This is a genomic window from Enterobacter sp. HG048, from assembly GCF_024702055.1.
In the GTDB taxonomy this organism is placed as follows: domain Bacteria; phylum Pseudomonadota; class Gammaproteobacteria; order Enterobacterales; family Enterobacteriaceae; genus Enterobacter; species Enterobacter dykesii.
Genome location: NZ_JANLIZ010000003.1, coordinates 70,107 through 91,537, shown reverse-complemented (window position 1 = coordinate 91,537; position 21,431 = coordinate 70,107). Strand labels below are relative to the sequence as shown.

Annotated in this window: 18 protein-coding genes; 5 read left to right on the top strand and 13 right to left on the bottom strand. The window is 56.3% G+C overall.

Annotated elements, in window-relative coordinates:
• Positions 1-4 precede the first annotated feature (4 nt).
• From NUX24_RS05835 to NUX24_RS05820, 4 genes are all read right to left on the bottom strand, one after another.
• A complete protein-coding gene (locus NUX24_RS05835; protein WP_023311627.1) occupies positions 5-1,033 on the bottom strand; it encodes a methionine synthase in 1,029 nt (342 codons plus the stop codon).
• A 23-nt stretch (positions 1,034-1,056) separates the two neighbouring features.
• Positions 1,057-2,031, bottom strand: a complete 975-nt coding sequence (locus NUX24_RS05830; RefSeq protein ID WP_257830220.1) for a DUF1852 domain-containing protein — start codon at positions 2,029-2,031, stop codon at positions 1,057-1,059.
• A 173-nt stretch (positions 2,032-2,204) separates the two neighbouring features.
• A complete protein-coding gene (locus tag NUX24_RS05825) occupies positions 2,205-2,696 on the bottom strand; it encodes a type VI secretion system tube protein TssD (RefSeq protein WP_257830219.1) in 492 nt (163 codons plus the stop codon).
• A 253-nt stretch (positions 2,697-2,949) separates the two neighbouring features.
• A complete protein-coding gene (locus NUX24_RS05820) occupies positions 2,950-3,471 on the bottom strand; it encodes a DUF2778 domain-containing protein (RefSeq protein WP_047651224.1) in 522 nt (173 codons plus the stop codon).
• Positions 3,472-3,739: 268 nt separating this feature from the next.
• Between NUX24_RS05820 and NUX24_RS05815 the strand changes: the two genes are divergently transcribed.
• A complete protein-coding gene (locus tag NUX24_RS05815; RefSeq protein WP_257830218.1) occupies positions 3,740-4,279 on the top strand; it encodes a DUF2058 domain-containing protein in 540 nt (179 codons plus the stop codon).
• Between the two features lie 7 nt (positions 4,280-4,286).
• On the opposite strand, the gene NUX24_RS05810 is transcribed toward NUX24_RS05815, so the two are convergent.
• Positions 4,287-4,973, bottom strand: a complete 687-nt coding sequence (locus NUX24_RS05810) for an RluA family pseudouridine synthase (RefSeq protein ID WP_257830217.1) — start codon at positions 4,971-4,973, stop codon at positions 4,287-4,289.
• Between the two features lie 89 nt (positions 4,974-5,062).
• Positions 5,063-5,668, bottom strand: a complete 606-nt coding sequence (azoR, locus tag NUX24_RS05805; RefSeq protein WP_008502313.1) for an FMN-dependent NADH-azoreductase — start codon at positions 5,666-5,668, stop codon at positions 5,063-5,065.
• A gap of 205 nt (positions 5,669-5,873) precedes the next feature.
• On the opposite strand from azoR, the gene hrpA reads away from it, so the two are divergent.
• Positions 5,874-9,776, top strand: coding sequence for an ATP-dependent RNA helicase HrpA (gene hrpA / locus NUX24_RS05800; RefSeq protein ID WP_257830215.1), 3,903 nt, complete (start codon positions 5,874-5,876; stop codon positions 9,774-9,776).
• A 41-nt stretch (positions 9,777-9,817) separates the two neighbouring features.
• Here hrpA and NUX24_RS05795 read toward each other — a convergent pair whose 3' ends face one another.
• The 4 genes from NUX24_RS05795 to NUX24_RS05780 all read right to left on the bottom strand — a co-directional run bounded on the left by NUX24_RS05795 (position 9,818) and on the right by NUX24_RS05780 (position 14,687).
• Positions 9,818-10,477, bottom strand: coding sequence for an O-methyltransferase (locus NUX24_RS05795; protein ID WP_257830214.1), 660 nt, complete (start codon positions 10,475-10,477; stop codon positions 9,818-9,820).
• Between the two features lie 76 nt (positions 10,478-10,553).
• On the bottom strand, positions 10,554-11,933 hold the full coding sequence (locus tag NUX24_RS05790) for an efflux transporter outer membrane subunit (protein WP_257830213.1): 1,380 nt from the start codon (positions 11,931-11,933) through the stop codon (positions 10,554-10,556).
• On the bottom strand, positions 11,933-13,012 hold the full coding sequence (locus NUX24_RS05785) for an HlyD family secretion protein (RefSeq protein ID WP_257830212.1): 1,080 nt from the start codon (positions 13,010-13,012) through the stop codon (positions 11,933-11,935). The genes NUX24_RS05790 and NUX24_RS05785 overlap by 1 nt, the downstream gene beginning before the upstream one ends.
• A gap of 22 nt (positions 13,013-13,034) precedes the next feature.
• A complete protein-coding gene (locus NUX24_RS05780; RefSeq protein WP_257830211.1) occupies positions 13,035-14,687 on the bottom strand; it encodes an MFS transporter in 1,653 nt (550 codons plus the stop codon).
• 203 nt (positions 14,688-14,890) lie between these two features.
• Here NUX24_RS05780 and NUX24_RS05775 point away from each other — a divergent pair, with 203 nt between their 5' ends.
• Positions 14,891-15,694, top strand: a complete 804-nt coding sequence (locus NUX24_RS05775) for a YdcF family protein (protein ID WP_257830210.1) — start codon at positions 14,891-14,893, stop codon at positions 15,692-15,694.
• A 40-nt stretch (positions 15,695-15,734) separates the two neighbouring features.
• Here the strand turns inward: NUX24_RS05775 and gap are convergent, their stop codons facing one another.
• A complete protein-coding gene (gene gap / locus NUX24_RS05770; RefSeq protein WP_214575723.1) occupies positions 15,735-16,736 on the bottom strand; it encodes a type I glyceraldehyde-3-phosphate dehydrogenase in 1,002 nt (333 codons plus the stop codon).
• 189 nt (positions 16,737-16,925) lie between these two features.
• On the opposite strand from gap, the gene cybB reads away from it, so the two are divergent.
• Positions 16,926-17,456, top strand: coding sequence for a cytochrome b561 (gene cybB / locus NUX24_RS05765; protein WP_047651233.1), 531 nt, complete (start codon positions 16,926-16,928; stop codon positions 17,454-17,456).
• A gap of 46 nt (positions 17,457-17,502) precedes the next feature.
• Here the strand turns inward: cybB and NUX24_RS05760 are convergent, their stop codons facing one another.
• Both NUX24_RS05760 and NUX24_RS05755 read right to left on the bottom strand, forming a co-directional pair.
• On the bottom strand, positions 17,503-18,570 hold the full coding sequence (locus tag NUX24_RS05760; RefSeq protein ID WP_257830209.1) for an oxidoreductase: 1,068 nt from the start codon (positions 18,568-18,570) through the stop codon (positions 17,503-17,505).
• A 13-nt stretch (positions 18,571-18,583) separates the two neighbouring features.
• Complete coding sequence (locus tag NUX24_RS05755; RefSeq protein WP_047651235.1) at positions 18,584-19,327, bottom strand: DeoR/GlpR family DNA-binding transcription regulator; 744 nt, start codon at positions 19,325-19,327, stop codon at positions 18,584-18,586.
• A 738-nt stretch (positions 19,328-20,065) separates the two neighbouring features.
• Between NUX24_RS05755 and NUX24_RS05750 the strand changes: the two genes are divergently transcribed.
• Positions 20,066-21,403, top strand: a complete 1,338-nt coding sequence (locus NUX24_RS05750; protein ID WP_257830208.1) for a TolC family outer membrane protein — start codon at positions 20,066-20,068, stop codon at positions 21,401-21,403.
• The last annotated feature ends 28 nt before the right edge of the window (positions 21,404-21,431 follow it).

Sequence of the window (21,431 nt, the reverse complement as noted above, 5' to 3'; positions counted from 1 at the left end):
GGGATTACGCGCCGAGCTCCTTGCGGATAATTTCTGCGCCGGCGCTAAGCGCTTTCAGCTTGCCGTTAGCCACCTGACGGGAAAGCGGAGCCATGCCGCAGTTGGTTGACGGGTAAAGCTTGTCGGCATCGACGAACTGCAGCGCTTTACGCAGCGTATCGGCGACTTCCTCCGGCGTTTCAACGGCGTTGGTTGCCACATCAATCGCGCCGACCATCACCTTTTTACCGCGGATCAGCTCCAGCAGATCCATCGGTACGCGGGAGTTGTGGCACTCCAGGGAGATAATGTCGATATTAGAGGTCTGCAGCTTAGGGAAGGCCTCTTCGTACTGGCGCCACTCTGAGCCGAGCGTCTTTTTCCAGTCGGTATTGGCCTTGATGCCGTAGCCGTAGCAGATGTGTACCGCGGTTTCGCACTTCAGCCCTTCAATGGCGCGCTCCAGCGCGGCGATACCCCAGTCGTTCACCTCGTCAAAAAAGACGTTAAATGCCGGTTCATCAAACTGAATAATATCGACGCCTGCGGCCTCTAACTCACGCGCTTCCTGATTGAGGATTTTGGCGAATTCCCAGGCCAGCTTTTCGCGGCTTTTATAGTGCGCGTCGTAAAGGGTGTCGATCATGGTCATCGGCCCGGGCAGGGCCCATTTGATCGGCTTGTCCGTGAGCTGACGCAGGTACTTTGCATCGTCCACGAATACCGGTTTCTGACGCGCAACGGCTGAAACCACGGTCGGCACGCTGGCGTCGTAGCGGTTACGAATGCGCACCGTCTGGCGATTTTCAAAATCCACGCCGCTCAGGTGTTCAATAAAAGTGGTGACGAAGTGCTGGCGGGTCTGTTCTCCGTCGCTGACGATATCGATTCCCGCGCGGATCTGCTCATCCAGGGACAGGCGCAGCGCGTCCTGCTTGCCCGCCAGGAGTTCCTGATCCTGTAATTTCCAGGGTGACCACAGGGTTTCAGGTTGCGCAAGCCAGGTCGGCTTTGGCAGGCTGCCAGCGGTAGAAGTCGGGAGCAATGTTTTCATAATAAAAGACCTTTTTTGATGAATTAAAGCGTGTAGTTATCAGACCACTGCTCAAGAATGTGTTGGTAAGGCTTAATAAAGTACGCTTCGGTAAAGCGACCCTGTTCAATCGCCAGTCGGCTACGCTCTTCCCGGTCATAAACAATTTTGGTTAAGGAGTGATCCTGCTGGTTCAGATCCGGTCGGTAGCACAGTCCCGCCGCCGAGTTTGCGTTATAAATTTCCGGGCGATAGATCTTCTGGAACGTCTCCATCGTGCTGATGGTGGCAATCAGCTCCAGATCGGTGTAGTCACTCAGCAAATCCCCGGTAAAGAAGAACGCGAAAGGCGCCACGCTGTTTTCCGGCATGAAATAGCGAACCTTCAGGCCCATCTTCGCGAAGTACTGTTCCGTAAGCGACTCGCCATCCGGCTGATACTCAACGCCCAGCACAGGATGCTGGTTACCGGTGCGGCGGTAGGTGTCTTTGCTGGAGACGCTCAGGCAGATCACCGGACCCTTGCTGAAGTTCTCTTTGTATTCCGGCGAGCTCACAAAGTGGCGGAAAATATTGCCGTGCAGTTCGCCAAACTTTTCCGGAATGCTGAAGTGCTGCTGGTTCTTGTTGTGTTCCAGCAGGCGTATGCTGAAATCATAATCCCGCACGTAAGAAGAGAAGTTATTTCCGACGATGCCAGGGATACGCTGGTTATTTTTTTTGTCGACAATCGTGGTTTGCAATATCTCAATGGCCGGGAACGGTTTTTCCGCGCCAATGTTCAAGTCGACAGAGATGATTTCCAGCTCAACCGCGTAGCGATCGGCGTTTGGGTTATCCCAGCGCGCCAGGGCGTTAAAGCGGTTGTTGATCATCACCAGCGTATTGCGCAGGTTTTCCTGTCGCTTTTCCCCGCGCGCCAGGTTGGCAAAGTTGGTGGTCGTACGCGTATTTTCTGACGGGTTGTAATTCTCATCGAAGCAACTGCGCTTAAGGGTATATGTGAAAGCTTTGCTCATTGTGGTTATGCATCCTAAGTTCATGTTGCTAAGAAGTTACCGATGCATAATTTATGCCTTAGCCCGCGGCGCAGGGGAAGTGACTTAATTTCAATGCAACATGAGGGAAGTTCATGAACAGTGTTGCGCGCATGCTGGGATAGGAAGAGTAAGGGGCATCGCGCCCCTTAGCGTTATGCTGTAAGACGTTCATTCCAGGCGTCACTGTGCATGATGTTGCCGTCGACAATGCGCCAGGTGATTTTTTCGTACTGCAAACTTACGCTTTCAATATGGTTCATTTTATTGTTGGCAGCGATCTTCACGTTCGGCACGCTGCAGTTAACACCCGTAACCTTTACGTTCTCCATCAAGACGGTGTAATAACAGACTTCCTGTCCGGCATCATTAATATGATAGAACTTGATTTCAGCGCTTTTAAGCGCCTGACCGGTAGATGCTGCTTTATAGAGATAGGGCGTGGAGCTATCAACTTCCTTTTCAATCCGCATGGATGAGTGTTGACGCGTGCCGGTGATCTTGCCGTTAGCGCTGTCTACCGGTAGGTTAAGGCCATGACTCAGCCCTATGATCTCAATGCTACCTTCACGGTCCTGAACATCAACGGAACCTTTAATATCTGCTCCACCATCGTCTTTTAGCCACATGTAGGGAGGAATTGGCATTCTTTATTTCCTTATTTTATTGAGTAGCAGTGTTGTTAAGCGATAAATAACCGTTGCGAGGGTCAGTACGATTAAAATATCGATATTGGTATATGTCTCATATATTGTTTCTGCATTCACGTCGCCATAAATAAAATCACATATAGATGAGGCCACGTCATGATCAAGATAGCGTTCAGCGGGTCCCAATATGCGGCCTACTATAATGCTGATGCATATAAACCAGACCGTTTTGAATAGCCTGATGCCCCATTTACGGACAAGTGTTGCTGTAGCCACTTTCAATCACCTCAACCCAGCCGCGTGCCATCAGTGAACGCATACAGGGAACCTGAATAAGTTCCGTACTCATCAGTGCATTGCGGATCAATGCGTAATCAGAATCATGGGCAATCGTGATACATCCCTCAGATAGCGTACCCGGATGCAGCCGAAACAAACCCCGATAGACGTTATCAATCCAGGTGCCATCATCGATACCCCAGTCATCCTTGTATAAAGCAAACCACTCATCGCGGCCAAATTCTGCCCCGGATCTAACCTTGTTCCACCGATCCTGAACCTTCGCTTTTAACCCTGAAAAGAAACCTCCAGTCCCTCTGTCAACAATCCAGTATTTCCCTGGGGGAATTGGGCCTGAGCCTTTAATAGCACCACATAATCCATTGTTTCTGTAAATTCCCTGCCCGGAATGGGCCATAAACACGCCGACGCCGTGCAGGTTAAAAGGCGCATAGTCAGCACCGTTAAGCAGCATTGTTCCTTTTAAGGCCATATTTTCTCCTTACTCTTTTAATAAGAGAAAAGCAGCCTACGCCTGAAGCGGGTACAGATATTCAACTCACATCATATTTATGAGATGCTCATTTTTTTTAAGAAAATGACCTGACAATTTTTAATCACTCTTGCGGCCGTAACGGTAGTAAACGCTGAATAAAGAATAAACAAGGCTCAGGCAACAAAGCGCCATGCCTACTTCTCTGGCACACGCTCTGTAATTCCCGCTATAATCCCCAAAATTTCCAACCGGTTTAGAAACAATTATGACAAAACTCACCTTACAAGAGCAGATGCTGAAAGCGGGCCTCGTCAGCAGCAAGAAAGCGGCAAAAGTGCAGCGCACGGCAAAGAAATCACGCGTTCAGGCGCGGGAGGCCCGTGAAGCGGTAGAAGAGAACAAGAAGGCGCAGATCGAGCGCGACAAGCTGCTGAGCGAACAGCAGAAGCAGGCCGTGCTGGCGAAAGAGTTTAAGGCACAGGTGAAGCAGCTGATTGAGATGAACCGCATCACCGTTTCAAGGGGCAACATCACCTTTAACTTCACCGACAGTAATCTGATCAAAAAAATCGACGTCGACAAGCAAACCCAGGCTCAGCTGATTAATGGCCGTCTGGCGATTGCCCGTCTGGTCATCAACGCCAGCGGCGACTGTGAATACGCGATTATTCCGGCGGTGGTGGCCGATAAAATTGCCCAGCGCGATGCCGACAGCATTGTGCTAAACAGCGCGCTCAGCCAGGAAGAGCAGGACGAAGACGATCCGTACGCGGACTTCAAAATCCCTGACGATTTGATGTGGTAAACCGCGTTCAGAACGGGGCGGCGTGACGGGCGTTAACCGGCTCTCCGCTCACGGGATGAATAAAATTCAACTCGCTGGCATGCAGCATCAGCCGGGGCGTATCCTCAGCCCCCGGCGCTTCAAGACCGCCATACAGATCGCAGCCCAGAATTGGGTGCCCCAGCTGCTGACAGTGAATGCGCAGCTGGTGGGTTCGCCCGGTCTCCGGCGTCAGTATCACCCGCGTTAACGGCAGTCCCGTACCCTGATAAAACCGTTCCACCACCCGATAGCGGGAGCGGGCGGGTTTTCCGCTGATGGGGCAGATTGACATCAGCGGGAACAGCGCCGGGTCTTTGGCAATCGGCGCGTCTATTATTCCCTCGTCGTTTTCCACATGACCGCAAAGCAGGGCGCTGTAGACTTTCTCCACGCTGCGCTGGCTGAACTGCTGGCACAGCGCCGCGTTGATGGCCTTATTGCGCGCAACCACCATCAGCCCGGACGTGCCGAAATCCAGGCGGTGTACCAGCGTGCAGCCGGGGTACGTCTGGACCAGACGATAATGGACGGAATCAAGGTTTTGCGGATTTTTGCCCGAGAGGCTGAGCAGACCGGAGGGCTTATCGATCAGCAGCAGATGTTCATCCTGCCAGAGGATCTGAATGTCGTCGTGACACGGTGGGGCTATAAAAGAATCAATAATCGCAGACATCAGGCCGCCCGGCTGGAGAGTGGGAGCGGATGATAACGAAATGCGGGGAAAAGAAAAACCCTCCCACCAGGCGGTGAGAGGGCAAAATCTTAGGCTGCTACCAGGCTGTCGATGGCGGCTTTCGCATCGGTCTGCGCTTTGGTCGCCACTTCCGGACCGTAAGCGATACCTTCCGCGAACACGAAGTTCACGTCAGTGATGCCGATGAAGCCCAGGAACAGGCTCAGGTACGGCGCAACCAGGTCGGTTGGGGTATCTTTATGAATACCGCCGCGGCTGGTCAGGACGATCGCACGTTTGCCTTTCACCAGACCCTCAGGGCCGTTCTCGGTGTAACGGAAGGTTACGCCAGCACGCGCCACCAGGTCGAAGTAGTTCTTCAGCTGGGTAGGGATGTTGAAGTTGTACATTGGGGCGTTGATAACGATAACGTCATGCGCCTGCAGCTCAGCAATCAGCTCGTCGGACAGGGCCAGGGCTTCCTGCTGACGTGGAGACAGCGGTGCATCGCTTGGGCGCAGCGCGCCAACCAGCTCGCCATCCAGCACAGGAATTGGGTTTGCAGCCAGGTCACGCACGGTGATTTCGTCAGCAGAATGCTGTTCACGCCACTGTTCAACGAAGTAATCAGACAGCTGACCAGACTGAGAGTACCCTGCCAGAATACTGGATTTCAAAACTAATACTTTGCTCATGGGTGATTCCTGTTTTTGCATTTGATTGAAGGGGGTTGCCCCGTTGCTTGTTGACACTCTATTCACAATCCTGCCATAGAGATAGCGCAATATATCGAAGCCTATGTTCGAATTTTTTGAATAAGGCGCGAAAGGCGTCATTGTGGTACTCTATAGCAATCATTAAAAAGAGAATTTATCAGGGCGTGTACTGCCCTTTAACGCTATGACAGAACAACAAAAATTGACCTTCCCGATGCTCCTGCAACAGCTCGATTCTCTGATGCTGCGCGACAAACAGCGCTTCGCCCGTCGTCTGCACGGCGTTAAGAAGGTTAAAAATCCTGATGCTCAACAGGCCATTTACCAGGAGATGGCGAAAGAGATTGAACAGGCGGCAGGGAAAGTCTTGCTGCGCGAAGCCGCGCGCCCGGCGATTACCTACCCGGAAAACCTGCCCGTCAGCCAGAAAAAACAGGACATCCTTGAGGCCGTCCGCGACCACCAGGTGGTGATTGTCGCGGGTGAAACCGGTTCGGGGAAAACCACTCAGCTGCCGAAGATCTGTATGGAGCTGGGGCGCGGCCTGAAAGGGCTGATTGGCCACACCCAGCCGCGTCGTCTGGCGGCGCGTACCGTGGCGAACCGTATCGCCGAAGAGCTGCAGACGGAGCCGGGCGGCTGCATCGGTTACAAGGTGCGATTCAGCGACCACGTTAGCGATAACACCATGGTCAAGCTGATGACCGACGGTATTCTGCTGGCGGAAATTCAGCAGGATCGTCTGCTGATGCAGTACGACACCATCATCATTGACGAAGCGCACGAGCGCAGCCTGAACATCGATTTCCTGCTCGGCTACCTGAAAGAGCTGCTGCCGCGTCGCCCGGATCTGAAAATCATCATCACCTCCGCGACCATCGACCCGGAGCGCTTCTCGAAGCACTTCAACAATGCGCCGATTATCGAGGTGTCAGGACGCACGTATCCCGTGGAAGTGCGCTATCGCCCGATCGTTGAAGAGGCGGATGATACCGAGCGCGACCAGCTGCAGGCCATCTTCGATGCCGTTGACGAGCTGGGCAACGAAAGTGCGGGCGACATCCTGATCTTCATGAGCGGCGAGCGCGAAATCCGCGACACCGCCGATGCGCTCAGCAAGCGCGACCTGCGCCACACGGAGATCCTGCCGCTGTACGCCCGTCTGTCAAACAGCGAGCAGAACCGCGTCTTCCAGCCGCACGGCGGGCGCCGCATCGTCCTGGCGACTAACGTGGCGGAAACCTCGCTGACCGTACCGGGGATCAAATACGTGATCGACCCGGGCACGGCGCGCATCAGCCGCTACAGCTATCGCACGAAGGTTCAGCGGCTGCCGATTGAGCCGGTCTCTCAGGCTTCCGCAAACCAGCGTAAAGGCCGCTGCGGCCGCGTGTCGGAAGGGATCTGTATTCGTCTCTATTCCGAAGACGATTTCCTGTCGCGCCCGGAATTCACCGATCCGGAAATTCTGCGCACCAACCTGGCGTCCGTTATCCTGCAGATGACCGCGCTGGGGCTAGGAGACATCGCGGCGTTCCCGTTCGTCGAAGCGCCGGACAAACGCAACATACAGGACGGCGTACGCCTGCTGGAAGAGCTCGGCGCCATTACCACCGACGAGCAGGCGACGGTCTACAAGCTGACGCCGCTGGGCCGCCAGCTCAGCCAGCTGCCGGTGGATCCGCGTCTGGCCCGTATGGTGTTGGAAGCGCAGAAGCACGGCTGCGTGCGCGAAGCGATGATCATTACCTCGGCGCTCTCTATTCAGGACCCGCGCGAGCGTCCGATGGACAAGCAGCAGGCGTCTGACGAAAAGCACCGCCGCTTCCACGACAAAGAGTCCGATTTCCTCGCCTTCGTGAACCTGTGGAACTACCTCGGCGAGCAGCAGAAAGCGCTCTCCTCGAACCAGTTCCGACGCCAGTGCCGCGTGGATTTCCTCAACTACCTGCGCGTGCGCGAGTGGCAGGATATCTACACCCAGCTGCGCCAGGTGGTGAAAGAGCTGGGCATTCCGGTGAACAGCGAGCCGGCGGAGTATCGCGAAATCCATATCGCGCTGCTGACCGGCCTGCTGTCCCACATTGGGATGAAGGACGCCGAGAAGCAGGAGTATACCGGCGCGCGCAACGCCCGTTTCTCCATCTTCCCCGGTTCCGGCCTGTTCAAGAAGCCGCCGAAATGGACCATGGTCGCCGAGCTGGTTGAAACCAGCCGCCTGTGGGGGCGCATTGCCGCGCGTATCGATCCGGAATGGGTGGAGCCGGTGGCGCAGCATCTGCTTAAGCGCTCGTACAGTGAACCGCACTGGGAGCGCGCGCAGGGTGCGGTGATGGCGACCGAGAAGGTGACCGTTTACGGCCTGCCGGTGGTTGCCGCGCGGAAGGTCAACTACAGCCAGATTGACCCGGCGCTCAGCCGCGAGCTGTTTATCCGCCACGCGCTGGTGGAGGGAGACTGGCAGACGCGCCACGCCTTCTTCCGTGAAAACCTGAAGCTGCGCGCCGAAGTGGAAGAGCTGGAGCATAAATCGCGCCGCCGCGACATTCTGGTGGACGATGAGGCGCTGTTTGAGTTTTACGACCAGCGCATTAGCCATGATGTGATTTCCGCCCGCCATTTCGACAGCTGGTGGAAGAAGGCCAGCAAAGAGACGCCGGACCTGCTCAACTTCGAAAAAAGCATGCTGATTAAAGAGGGCGCGGAGTCGGTCAGCAAGCTCGACTACCCGAACTTCTGGCATCAGGGCAACCTCAAGCTGCGTCTGACCTATCAGTTTGAGCCAGGGGCCGACGCCGACGGCGTGACCGTCCACATTCCGCTGCCGCTGTTAAACCAGGTCGATGAAGGCGGGTTTGAATGGCAAATTCCCGGCCTGCGCCGCGAGCTGGTGATTGCGCTGATCAAATCCCTGCCGAAACCGGTGCGCCGTAACTTTGTGCCTGCGCCAAACTACGCGGAAGCGTTTTTGGGCCGCGTCACGCCGCTGGAGCTGCCGCTGCTGGACGCGCTCGAGCGCGAGTTCCGGCGCATGACCGGCACCACCATCGACCGTGAAGACTGGAACTGGGATCAGGTGCCCGATCATCTGAAAATCAGCTTCCGCGTGGTGGACGATAAAAATAAAAAGCTGCTGGAAGGGCGTTCGCTGAGCGAGCTGAAGGAGGCGCTGAAAGGCAAAGTTCAGGAAACGCTGTCTGCGGTGGCGGACGACGGCATCGAGCAGAGCGGGCTGCATATCTGGAGCTTTGGTCAGCTTCCGGAAAGCTACGAACAGAAGCGCGGTAACTATAAGGTCAAAGCCTGGCCGGCGCTGGTGGACGAGCGCGACAGCGTGGCGATCAAACTGTTTGATAATCCGCAGGAACAGCAGCAGATGATGTGGCGCGGGCTGCGTCGCCTGCTGCTGCTCAACATCCCGTCGCCGATCAAGTATCTGCACGAGAAGCTGCCTAACAAAGCCAAGCTCGGGCTGTACTTCAACCCGTACGGCAAGGTGCTGGATCTGATTGACGACTGCATCTCCTGCGGCGTGGACAAGCTGATCCACGAGGCGGGCGGTCCGGTCTGGACGGAAGAGGGCTTTGCTCAGCTTCATGAAAAGGTGCGCGCGGAGCTGAACGACACCGTGGTGGAGATAGCCAAACAGGTCGAGCAGATCCTTACCGCCGTGTTCAATATCAACAAGCGCCTGAAGGGGCGCGTGGATATGACCATGGCGCTGGGGCTCTCGGACGTGAAGGCGCAGATGGCGGGGCTGGTCTATCGCGGCTTTGTCACCGGCAACGGCTTCAACCGTCTCGGCGATACGCTGCGCTATCTACAGGCGATTGAAAAACGTCTGGAAAAAATGGCTATCGACCCGCACCGCGATCGCGCGCAGATGCTGAAAGTGGAGAGCCTGCAGCAGGCGTGGCAGCAGTGGCTCAACAAGCTGCCGCCGGCGCGCCGCGACGATGAAGACGTGCAGGCGATCCGCTGGATGATCGAGGAGCTGCGCGTCAGCTTCTTTGCCCAGCAGCTCGGTACGCCGTATCCGATTTCGGATAAGCGTATCCTGCAGGCGATGGAGCAGATTTCCGCTTAAAACCCGGTTTTATCCCTCTCCCTGTGGGAGAGGGATCATTTTCACCCGTTCACCATCGCCAGCGTAAACCCATCCCATCCCTTAACCCCCACCGTTTGCAGCGCGGTGGCGGTTAGGCGCGGGTTATCCCCAATCATTTCGATAAAACGCCGCACGCCCTGTACGCGCGCGTCGTCGCTTTGCCCGTTAATGACCTCTCCGTCACGCACCACGTTATCGCCGATTATCACCGTGCCGGGACGGGAGTAGTGCAGCGCCCACTCCAGATAGCCGGGATTGTTTGGCTTATCGGCATCAATAAAGATCAGGTCGAACGGCGGAACCTCACCGAAATTCTCCAGCGAGCTCAGCGCCGGGCCTTCAATCAGTTCAATGCGATCGTTCAGCCCCGCGAGGTGAATATTCTGGCGCGCAACGCGGGCATGTGTGGGATCGGCCTCAAGCGTAATCAGCTTCCCGTCCGGCGGCAGGGCGCGCGCCATCCAGATCGAGCTGTAAGCACCCAGCGTACCGATCTCAAGAACGCGTCTTGCCTGCGTCATGCGCACGAACAGCGCCAACAGCTGTCCCTGATTGGCCGCCACGTCGTGCTCGGGCAGCCCGGCGCGCTTGTTGTTTTCCAGTACCTGACTGAGCACGTCATCGCCAGGGATCAGCGAAGAAATCATGTAATTATCTACTGCAGACCATTGTTGACGCATAGATTGACTCCTTGGATTTTTCTCCCTCTCCCTGTGGGAGAGGGGCGAGGTGAGGGCATCAGCGCGCAAGCCGGGTTCATGCACTCTTCCAGCCGCCGCCCAGTGCTTTATACAAATCGATCTGCGCCAGCAGCAGGTTATTTTTCACCTGCACCACGCTGGTCTGCACCGAGTACAGCGTGCGCTGCGCGTCCAGCACGTCCAGATAGGAGGAGTAGCCGTTGCGATTGCGGTTCTGCGCAATGCGCAGCGTCTCCTGCGCCACATCCTGCTGGGCAAGCAGCTCGGTCAGCTGTTCCTGATAGCGCGCAATAGCATCAAGGCTGTTGTTCACTTCGGCAAACGCGTTACGCACGGTTTTTTCATAGGCGTACAGCGCCTGGTTACGCTGGGACTGGGAAATATCCACCTGCGCATTCAGCGCCTGGCGGTTCAGCAGCGGCGCAAGAATGCTGCCCCCGACGCTCCAGAGCTGTAGCGGGTTGTCCAGCAGGCCGGACAGGGTGCGATCCTGTATCGATCCTGTCGCGGTCAGGTTGATCGACGGCAGCAGGCTCGCGCGCGACGCGGCAAGCGAGGCGTCGGCCGCCACCAGCTGGCGTTCGGCCTGAACGATATCCGGCCGACGGTTCAGGAGAGTAGACGGCAGCTGCGACGGCAGCGTCAGCGGCGTTAGCGCCTCAAAGCTTCCGCTGCGCGCTACCGCCCCGGGATTGCTTCCCAGCAGCAGGCTGAGGGCGTTTTCCTGCTGCGCAATCTGATGCTGCAGCACGGGAATCTGCGCTCGCGTTGAGCGGAGTTCGGAATCAGACTGCATCAGCTCCAGACGCGAGCTGTAGCCCGTCTCAAACTGACGTTTCGCGAGGTTAAATGCCTCTTCTCGCGATTTCAGCGTGGATTCGGTCACGTGCAGCTGCTCGTCAAGCGAGAGCAGGGTGACATACCCGGACGCAACCGAAGACGCGACGGTCAAATCCGCGGCGGCGGCGGCGGCTTTTTGCGCCGCCAGCGAAGCCTCGGCGGCATTGGCCGTGCTGCGGTTGACGCCCCAGATATCCACGTCGTAGCTCGCCGTCAGGCTCCCTCTGTACAATGTGCCGTAAACCGGCAGCCCGGTCGCGGCGGATTGTGAACGGGCACGCGTCCCCGTTACGCCCGCGTCAAGCGACGGAAACAGGCTGCCGTCGGCCGCGAAGACCCGCGCCTGATACTCGTTTATCCGTTCGCGGGCGATCAGCACGTCGCTGTTATGCTGTAGCGCCTGATCCACATAGCGGTTGAGGTTGTTGTCGTGAAAATTGCGCCACCAGAGCTGCTCCGCGGGGCTGGCAGGGCCGGAGACGGTGCGCCACTGGGTGGGGATGTGCAGCGTCGGCTGCGCCTGTTTCACGTCAACGGACTGGCATCCGGCCAGCATGACCGCTGCCACCAGCGCGGCTATCGGGCGAAGGATCATTACTTCGCCTCCCGCGTATCAATGGTCACCTGTACCGACATACCCGGACGCAGCAGCGCGGAGTCCTCTGGCTTGCCGAGCACCTCGATGCGCACCGGAATACGCTGGGCGATTTTGACAAAGTTGCCGGTGGCGTTGTCCGGCGTGATGGCGCTGAACTCCACGCCGGTCGCCGGGGAGATGCTCTCCACGCGGCCCTGATACGCTTTGTTGTTCAGGGCATCAACGGTGAATTTGACAGGCTGACCAACGCGCAGCTCCGCAAGCTGGGTCTCTTTAATATTGGCAATAACCCAGTGCTGCGGCGGAACCAGGGTGGTGAGGTGGGTCCCGGCGGTCACGTACGCCCCGAGACGAACGGCGATCTGACCCAGCTGGCCGTCGCGCGGCGCCACAATACGCGTGTTTTGCAGATCGATCTGTGCCAGTTCAAGCGCCGCTTTCGCGTTTTCGACATCTGCCTCCAGCGCGCCGCGGTTCACAATCACCGTCTGCAGATCCTGACGCGACATCTCAAGCGAGGCTTTGGCCTGCTCGATATCGGCGCTGCCCTGGGCCGCGCTGGCCAGCGCCGCATCGCGTTCGCGTACGGAAAGCGAACCGTCAGCCGCCAGATCCTTAACGCGCTTTAAATCCGCCTGCGTTTTGAGGCTCTGGGCGCGGGCATTTTTCAGCGCCGCGTCGTTTTTGGCGATCGTCGCTTCGGCGCTTTTACGCTGCTGCAGGTTGTTATTGAGCGCGGCAATTTTCATCGCCAGCTGTGCCTCGGCCTGATGCACGCGCTGACGATAGATGCGGTCATCGATCTGCAGCAGCAGGTCGCCTTTTTTGACCTGCACAAAGTCCTGAACCTTCACCTCGGTGATATAACCATTCACCTGGGGACTGATGAACGTCGTCTGGCCGCGCACGTAGGCGTTGTCGGTAAACTGCGCGTGGCGGGTGAACGGCGGCAACTGCCACGCGTAAAGGATCACCAGCACGCCGACGATGCCGATGGCAGCGGCGGTGAAAACGGAAACAATGCGCACATTTTTGCGGGTGTTGGCCTGCTCTTTAGCGGCATCCTGCTGACTCATAAACTCTCCAGAAATATTTCAATTATTTATTGCCGGTGGCGTTCTTCAGCGCCATACGGGCAGTGATGCGCAGGCGCAACAGGCGCCATAAAATCCAGACCAGCGTGGCGGCAGCGATGCCCGCCGTCAGCAGATAAGTATCGTTGTAAGCCAGAATATTCGCCTCAAGCGTCGTCACCGTTTGCAGCTGCGTGATCGCCTGCGTTCCCAGCAGCGAACTGTCGCCAATCAGGCTCCGGTACATCTGGGTGTAAATCTGGATACGCTCGTTGACCAGCGGATTGAGCGTGGTGAGCTGGTCCGCCAGCAGGCTGGAATGGTACTTCTCGCGCCAGGTCTGGAAGGTTCCGAGGATCGCGGAGCCCAGCAGGCCGCCGAGGTTCTGGCTCATGCCGAACAGCACCGAGAAGCTGACCAGGTTGCGCGGATCGGCGATCACCCCGCCAATGGCCGCCAGCATGGCGGGCGCCAGGAAGAAGGCGCTGCCGAAGCCCAGCAGGAACTGGCTGAGCATCAGCTGATCCGGCCGGGTCAGGTTATTGGACTGGCTGTCCAGCAGCGAGGCGACAATCATCAGCGCCAGAGAGGTGATAATTGGCCACGCCAGTTTGGCCGGCTTAATTGTGAGGCAGCTGGTGACTATCCCGCAGACGATCCCGGCGAAAATAGACCACGCCAGGTGGGTCATCTGCTCATTCTGTAACCCCACGTACTGCAGCCAGCCGATGACGCCGGTGTTTTGCTCCGCCAGCACGATACGGATCAGCAGCATGATGAGCCCCAGACGGACGATGCTGCCGCTCGACAGCCAGCGGGTGTTAAGCAGCGGGTTGGCGCGGTTATGTTCAAAGACGATGGCGGCCACAATCAGCACCAGCGATAGCGCCAGCGACCAGCCGATCCACGGCGCCTCGAACCACCAGTCAAGGCGGCCCAGCGAGAGCACGGCGCAGAGCAGGGCCATTCCGGGAGCCATTAAAAAGAAGGTGATAAAGTCTTTCTTCTCAAAGACCTTGCGCCTGTCACCCGGGGGCAGTTTTAAGGCTATCACGCAGGCCAGGGAGATCAGCGCCAGCCCCAGCTCGAAGAAATAGAGCCCGCGCCATTCGTCCAACTGTAGCAGTTCGGTGGAAAACAGACGGGCCAGAGGAATGGCGAGCGATGAGCCGGTAATCCCGATGGTGAGCGCCTTCAGGCGGTGCTTCGCAGGCCAGGCCTGGATCTGATAGTAAATCCCCAGCGAGCTGAGCGCGGCGGCCACCATCCCATGCGCGGCGCGCACCATCAGCGCCGAGCTGAGATCGTTAACGAACAGGTGGAAAAAGGTCACCAGCACGTACAGCACCAGAAAACCTTCCGTGAAGGCGCGCAGACCGTACTGCTGGCGGAACTTGACCAGCAGCAGGTTGATAGAGATGTTGGTCATGACGTAGACCGCGGGAAGCCAGGCGATTTCGGTCGACCAGGCCCCGAAGGTCCCCTGCAGGTTTTGCAGGTTGGCGGTCACCACCGCATTCCCCAGCGCGCCCGTCAGGCACACCAGCAGGCCCACGACGCCGTAGGCAATGCGTTTTGGCATACTGTGCTCGGGCGTGGAAGGGGAACCCAGCAGGGCGGGTTTCTCATGTGGCTGCCACTCGCGAGGAGCATAAGGGTCGCGTTCGGGCAGGCGCATAACGTCGTTTACCTTAGAAATGATTGAATAATTAGCGGGCTAGCGATTCTACGTCTGCCGCAAATGATAATTCAAGTGAATATGATTTACGCATGTTAATCAAATGTAGAAGGGAAGTTTAAGGAAAAAGAGCGGCCCGATGTCGCCGTTGTGTTGAGAACCTGAAGTCGCTACCCTGAAGGAATAGAGAGAAGGAGTTCATCATGGAACAGCCCCATTTTCCCATCCTGCCGGATGCCACGCTGGCGGCCATCAATACTGTCGGTGAATGGCTGGCGCAGGATGACCTGAGCGGCAGCCGCCAGCAACCGGACGTCGATGCGGTCATCCTGGCAGGAAACGCGGTGATCCCAACCATTGAGGCGGCCTGCCGGATTGCCTCTCAGAAAGACGTGCCGCTTCTGATTAGCGGCGGCATCGGGCATTCAACCACCTTTTTATACGCCGCCATCGGCAGTCATCCGCGTTATCACACCGTACCGGTCACGGGGCGGGCCGAAGCGAGCATTCTTGCCGACATTGCGCGGGCGTTCTGGCAGATCCCCGAGGCGCAGCTGTGGGTTGAGGATCAATCCACCAACTGCGGTGAAAACGCGCGCTTCAGCTGGAATATGCTGAAACAGCATCAGCGAGTGACCGGGCGGGTGCTGGTGGTGCAGGACCCGACGATGCAGCGCCGTACGATGGCGACGTTTGCCCGCGTTTGCCGGGATGAGCCCGTATCACCGCAGTGGATAAGCCATCCCGGGTTTACGCCAACGCTGCAAAATGGCAAAGAGGGCGTGGAATTTAGCGCGGGCAATAGCGGACTGTGGCCCGTTGACCGCTACATTTCACTGGTTCTGGGTGAGCTGCCGCGTTTGTATGATGACGTTAACGGCTATGGTCCGGCCGGGCGGGATTTTATCGCGCATGTTGAATTCCCTGAGGCGGTGATTGCCGCATGGGGACAGTTAAAGCAGGACCCGGTCCTGGCGGATGCGTTGGCCAGACGCTCGCTTCTCTGAATATTCAGTAAACCCCCTCTCAGGAGAGAGGGGGAACATATTACAGCGCCGCAAACTTATCCAGCGTCCGCACCAGCTGCGTCACAAAACCGTACTCGTTGTCATACCATGCGACGGCTTTCACCAGCTGCAGCTCTCCCGCTTCTGACACCTCCGTCTGCGTGGCGTCAAACACCGAACCGTAATGCGAGCCAATCACATCGGACGACACAATCTCTTCGTCGGTATACCCGAACGATTTATTGCCCTGCGTCGCCTTTTTCAGCGCGGCGTTGATCTCCTCAACGGTCACTTTCTTGCCGAGAATCGCCACCAGCTCGGTGACCGAACCCGTTTTTACCGGCACGCGCTGCGCGTGGCCTTTCAGCTTGCCGCTGAGCGCAGGGATCACCAGACCGATGGCCTTTGCCGCACCGGTGGTGTGGGGAATGATATTCTCTGCTGCCGCCCGCGAAGCGCGAAGGTCTTTCCCGCGCGGGCCATCCACCAGCGCCTGCGTACCGGTATAGGCATGAATGGTGGTCATGGTGCCCACTTTTATTTCAAACGCATCGTTCAGGGCTTTCGCCAGCGGGGCGAGGCAGTTGGTGGTGCAGGATGCGACGGAAATAATGGTGTCACTGGCGTCAATGGTGTCGTCATTCACGCTGTAGACGATGGTTTTCATCTCACCCGCTGGCGCAGAGATCAGCACTTTCTTCGCGCCGGCGTCCAGGTGCGCCCGTGATTTTTCTTCTGAAGTATAAAAGCCGGTGGACTCCACGACGATATCCACGCCTGCGGCTTTCCACGGAATGTGCTTCGCCTCTTTTTCGGCGTACACCGCAATGGTTTTACCGTCCACAATCAGCGCATCCTCGGTGAAATCGACGCTCCACGGGAAGCCACCGTAGTTGGAATCATGCCTGAGCAGGTAGGCCAGCACTTTCGGTGAGGTGAGGTCGTTGATGGCGACGACGGTATTGCTGTCCTGGGTTTCAAGAAGGCGACGCAGTACTAGGCGCCCAATGCGTCCAAAGCCGTTAATGCCAATTTTACTCATGGTGTTCTCCTGTAAACGTGTCGATACGACAGTTTGAACTCATCCAGGCTTAGACCATCACGGACAGGGCGGCAATTGAAGATGCTTCATGCGGGAGGAAGTATTTGAAAAACCATACAGAAAAGTTAATGAATTTTTAAGGAAAGGGGATTATGTTGGCGCGATAACTGTTTTTAATCGGGAAATGACATGCGCACTAAATATACAAGCCTGCAAATCGGCATCCACTGGCTGGTGTTTCTGTTAATCATCGTCGCCTACTGCGCCATGGAGTTCAAAGGTTTCTTCCCTCGCACCGCGCGTCCAGCGATCAATATGATCCACGTCTCGTGCGGGATCAGTATCCTGGTGCTGATGGTGACGCGTCTGCTGGTTCGCCTGAAATTCCGCGCGCCACCGATTCAGCCGAAGCCAAAAGCGATGGTGACGGGGATGTCCCATCTGGGGCACCTGGTGGTGTATCTGCTATTTATTGCGCTGCCGCTGATTGGCATTGTGATGATGTATAACCGGGGAAGCGAATGGTTTGCTTTCGGCCTGGCGATGCCGCATGCGGCGGAGTCCAATTTTGACCTGGTTGATGTGCTGAAAGAGTGGCACGAGACGCTGGCGAACCTGGGCTATTTTGTGATTGGCCTGCACGCGGCGGCGGCGCTGATGCACCACTATTTCTGGAAAGATAATACCCTCCTGCGCATGATGCCGAATAAGCGTCAATAAAGGCGAAAAACAGGCCGGGTAGGCGCAGCGCCACCCGGCTTGTTTTTTAACTCAGTAGCGCACGCTCTTCATCAGTTAACGCCAGCGGCTGCGTTGACCCCGTCTCCGACGACTTCACCGCCGCTTCCAATACGGCCATCACCGCCAGTGCCTCAACAGGGTGGACAGGATTGGTGATTTTCCCGAGCAGCGCATCACGTACGTTGACGTAATACTGGCGCTGATCGCCTTTCGGGGTAGGGATCGTCTGCGGTGAGCCGTCAGCCCCAAAGAACACCATGCTGTCGCTGTCTTCGCCCCAGGCTTCACTGCCGGGAGTTACCCCTGAGAGCAGCTGCGCTTCCTGCTGATCGATTCTGGCTTTTACCACGCTGCCCTTGTCCCCGTGGACGGTAAAGCGTGCCGTACCGCCAGCCACCAGCATGCTGGCGTGCAGAATGACCTTATGCTCCGGGTAGTTTAAGACCACGTGCGCCCAGTCGTTAATTTCTGCGCCGTCGCGCAGCGTCGCGATATTCCCCTGAACCGACTGCGGCAGGCCAAAGAGCTGTAGCGTCTGGTCAATCAGATGAGGACCCAGATCAAACCACAGACCGCTCCCGGGTACGTTCTGCTCGCGCCAGCGTACGCGAACTTCCGGGCGGAAACGGTCGATGTGCGATTCCAGGTGTTTAACCTTGCCGAGCGTGCCTTGCTCGATAATCTGCTTAATGCCGAGGAAATCGCTGTCCCAGCGGCGGTTGTGGAAGACCGAGAGCAGCAGCTGCTTTTCATCCGCCAGCGCAATCAGGTCGCGGGCTTCCTGCATGTCGAGGGTAAAAGGTTTATCCACGACCACGTGTTTACCCGAGTTCAGGGCAAGTGTCGCCAGCGGGGCGTGCGTGGCGTTGGGGGAGGCAATCACCACCAGATCGATATCAGGATGCTGAATAGCCTCTTCCGGTGTTGCCACCACCTGTACGTCCGGCAGGTCGCGTTTAACCTTCTCTTCATCACGAGAAGAGACCACGGCCAGCTTAATCCCGTCCACAGACTGGATCAGCGGGGCATGGAAGGTTTTACTGACAAATCCATACCCGATCAGCGCAATGTTGATTGTTTGAACTTTACTCATGACCTTCTCCACGTTAATTCGCGCACACCGTAACCTGCAGTGCGCTATGGTCCCCAAGCTCAGGCCAGGGACGATCTAAAAAGAGTTGTTGGATGCTGGATAACCCGGAAACCAGATACGGCTCGCAGCGGTTAATTTTCAGGTGGTCGGCGACAATCCAGTGCGCATGGCTTGCGTCGAGCATCGCGCGTTTAACCTCGGCATCCGCTTCTTTACCGGCGCTCAACCCGAGTTCGGCATGAATGGCGCACGCCCCAAGTATGGCGATATCTGCCCGATACCGGGACAGCAAAGACAGCGTGGCGCTTCCGGCAAACAGTCGCTGCTTGTGGTCCCATTTCCCGCCGAGCAGGATCAGCTCAATATCTTCCCGGTCGCTAAAATGCTGGGCGATATCCAGCGACGTGGTAATGACGGTGAGCGGCCCCTGAAGAAAGGTGGCGACGGCCATCACCGTGCTTCCGGCATCCAGAAACAGGGTGGAGCCCGGTGGAACCTGCTTTGCAACCAGCTTACCCAGGCGCTGTTTGGTCTCCGGCAGCAGCGTGTTGCGTCCATGACGATTCATAGCGGAAAGGTTGAGCGCGATGGCTCCGCCGTGGTTCTTCTGCGCAAGGCCTTGGTTTTCCAGGTCGGTCAGATCCCGACGGATGGTGTCCGCTGATACCTGCAGCTTTTCTGCCAGCTCGGTGATGGTGGCCTGGCCTTGCTCGCTGAGTAAATCCAGGACGTAGCGTTGACGAGCGGTTTTGTGCATGGGGGGTATTCCTGCAAAATGTTGCAATAGTTTGCATAATACAGCATTTAGCCGCAGAGAGAAGAGGAATGTCCTTAGGACGATGTGCAGAGGCATGATGATTCAGATGCGTGATTATTAAAATATTATTAAGCAGGTATAAGTAAGCCGTTTAGAATGTTAATCACTATGTTATTGTTATGTTTTATTTAACGGTTTGGATTATGCAACCAGTACATTGCTTCTGGGTGGAATAAAAAGCTGATTTATCCATAATTATTGGTATTTAATTGCTTACATTAGTTATTTAATGGTTTTTAATTTCAATCAAATCCGCCGGGTTACTTAAACTGACACTTCTTTGAAAATCTTTGTGTCTGACCCGCGCTGAAATTAACGCAAAAATGTGCATATTACGAATTAGGAATTTTCCTTAAATAACAGTGGGTTTATATGTTTCATTTGAAAGTCTATTTTCAGGGTTTTGTCCAGAAACCCCATGTTTTTTCTTATTTGTAACACCGCATTAACATTGTGGGTGTAGTGGGCTATACCGCATTTTGTTATGCTGCTAACCACTTTAAGAAATAAGTAAATTCTTAATTGAAATTAGACGCAGGCAGATCTCATCTCCAATGGAAATGGGTGTGGGGAGTATTACCTTAAATTCAGCAAGGTAGCTAAATAAGATATTTGTCTAATTATCTATACCTCTTCTTGGGTATTTGCTTGAGTAACACTCAGAGTCAGGGAGATAACATGACGATATTACGAAAGCCTATGTTACGCCGATTTACAGCAGCACTGGCATTCATTTCATTAGCCATAAATACGGCGTACGCCAATAGCAGTCAGGTGGGCATTGCCCCGGTTGCCACGACAACCTTAAAAGAAAGTATTCTTTTTGCGATCGATCGCGATCCGTCAATTAGTCAACAGGCCGCGCAATTAGGCATTGGCCAGGCACAAATAGATGAAGCGCGCAGCGGCTGGATGCCGCAAATATCGCTGAACGGAAGTACAGGGCACAGCCAGACCACCGATTCCAGCGGGTCGCTGAAAAATTCAGCCGCCTGGGGGCTGAGCCTGACGCAGCTGCTGTACGATTTTGGCAAAACCAATAACAGCATCAGCCAGTCCTCCGCCCAGCGCGATAGCTACCGCTATCAGCTGATGGGCACGCTTTCGGACGTGGCGGAGAAAACGGCGCTGAGCTATGTAGAGGTCAAACGCTATTCCGATCTGCTGCAGGCGGCAATTGATAACGTTCAGGCGCTCAAAAACGTCGAGCAGCTGGCAAAGCTGCGCGCAGACGCGGGCGTGAGTTCCACCTCCGATGAGCTTCAGACCCGCACGCGCATTGCCGGCATGCAGGCGACGGTCGCGCAGTATCACGCCGCCTTAAACAGCGCGCGCGCCAGGCTTGCGGTATTAACCGGAATGCAGGCAGAGGCTTATTCGCCGGTGCCCGCGAATCTTGCCGTGGAGCCTGACTCGCTCAACCGCATCGATTATTCCCTGATACCGGCGGTGATGGCCGCGCAGAACATGGAACGTTCGGCTCAGTATGGCGTGGAAACGGCGAAGTCCCAGCACTGGCCGACGTTAAGCCTGAAGGGTGGGCGCACCCGTTATGAATCGGACAACCGTTCGTACTGGGACGACCAGATCCAGCTCAATATCGACGCGCCGCTGTATCAGGGGGGCGCGGTTTCCGCTCGCGTTCGGCAGGCTGAAGGCGCACGGGCCATGGCCTCTTCTCAGGTCGATCAGGCGCGTTTTGATGTCCTGCAAAAAGCCTCCGTCGCGCAGGCGGACTGGACCGGCGCACGGGGAAGAATGGAGGCCGGAAAGCAGCAGCTGGAAAATGCCCTGCGGGCCCGCGATGTTTATAAAAATGAATACACCCTGAGCAAGCGCAGCATTAACGATCTGCTCAGCGTTGAGCAGGATGTCTGGCAGGCCACCTCAGCGAAAATACTCGCCGAGTATGACGGCTGGAGTTCGGCAATTAATTTTGCTTCCGCGGTTGATAATTTGATGCCGCTTATCGGAATAGAGAAAAACGCAGCCGCAAAATTACCCGATTTGAGTTAAAAAAAGACGCGCCTTTCTGCGCGAAATA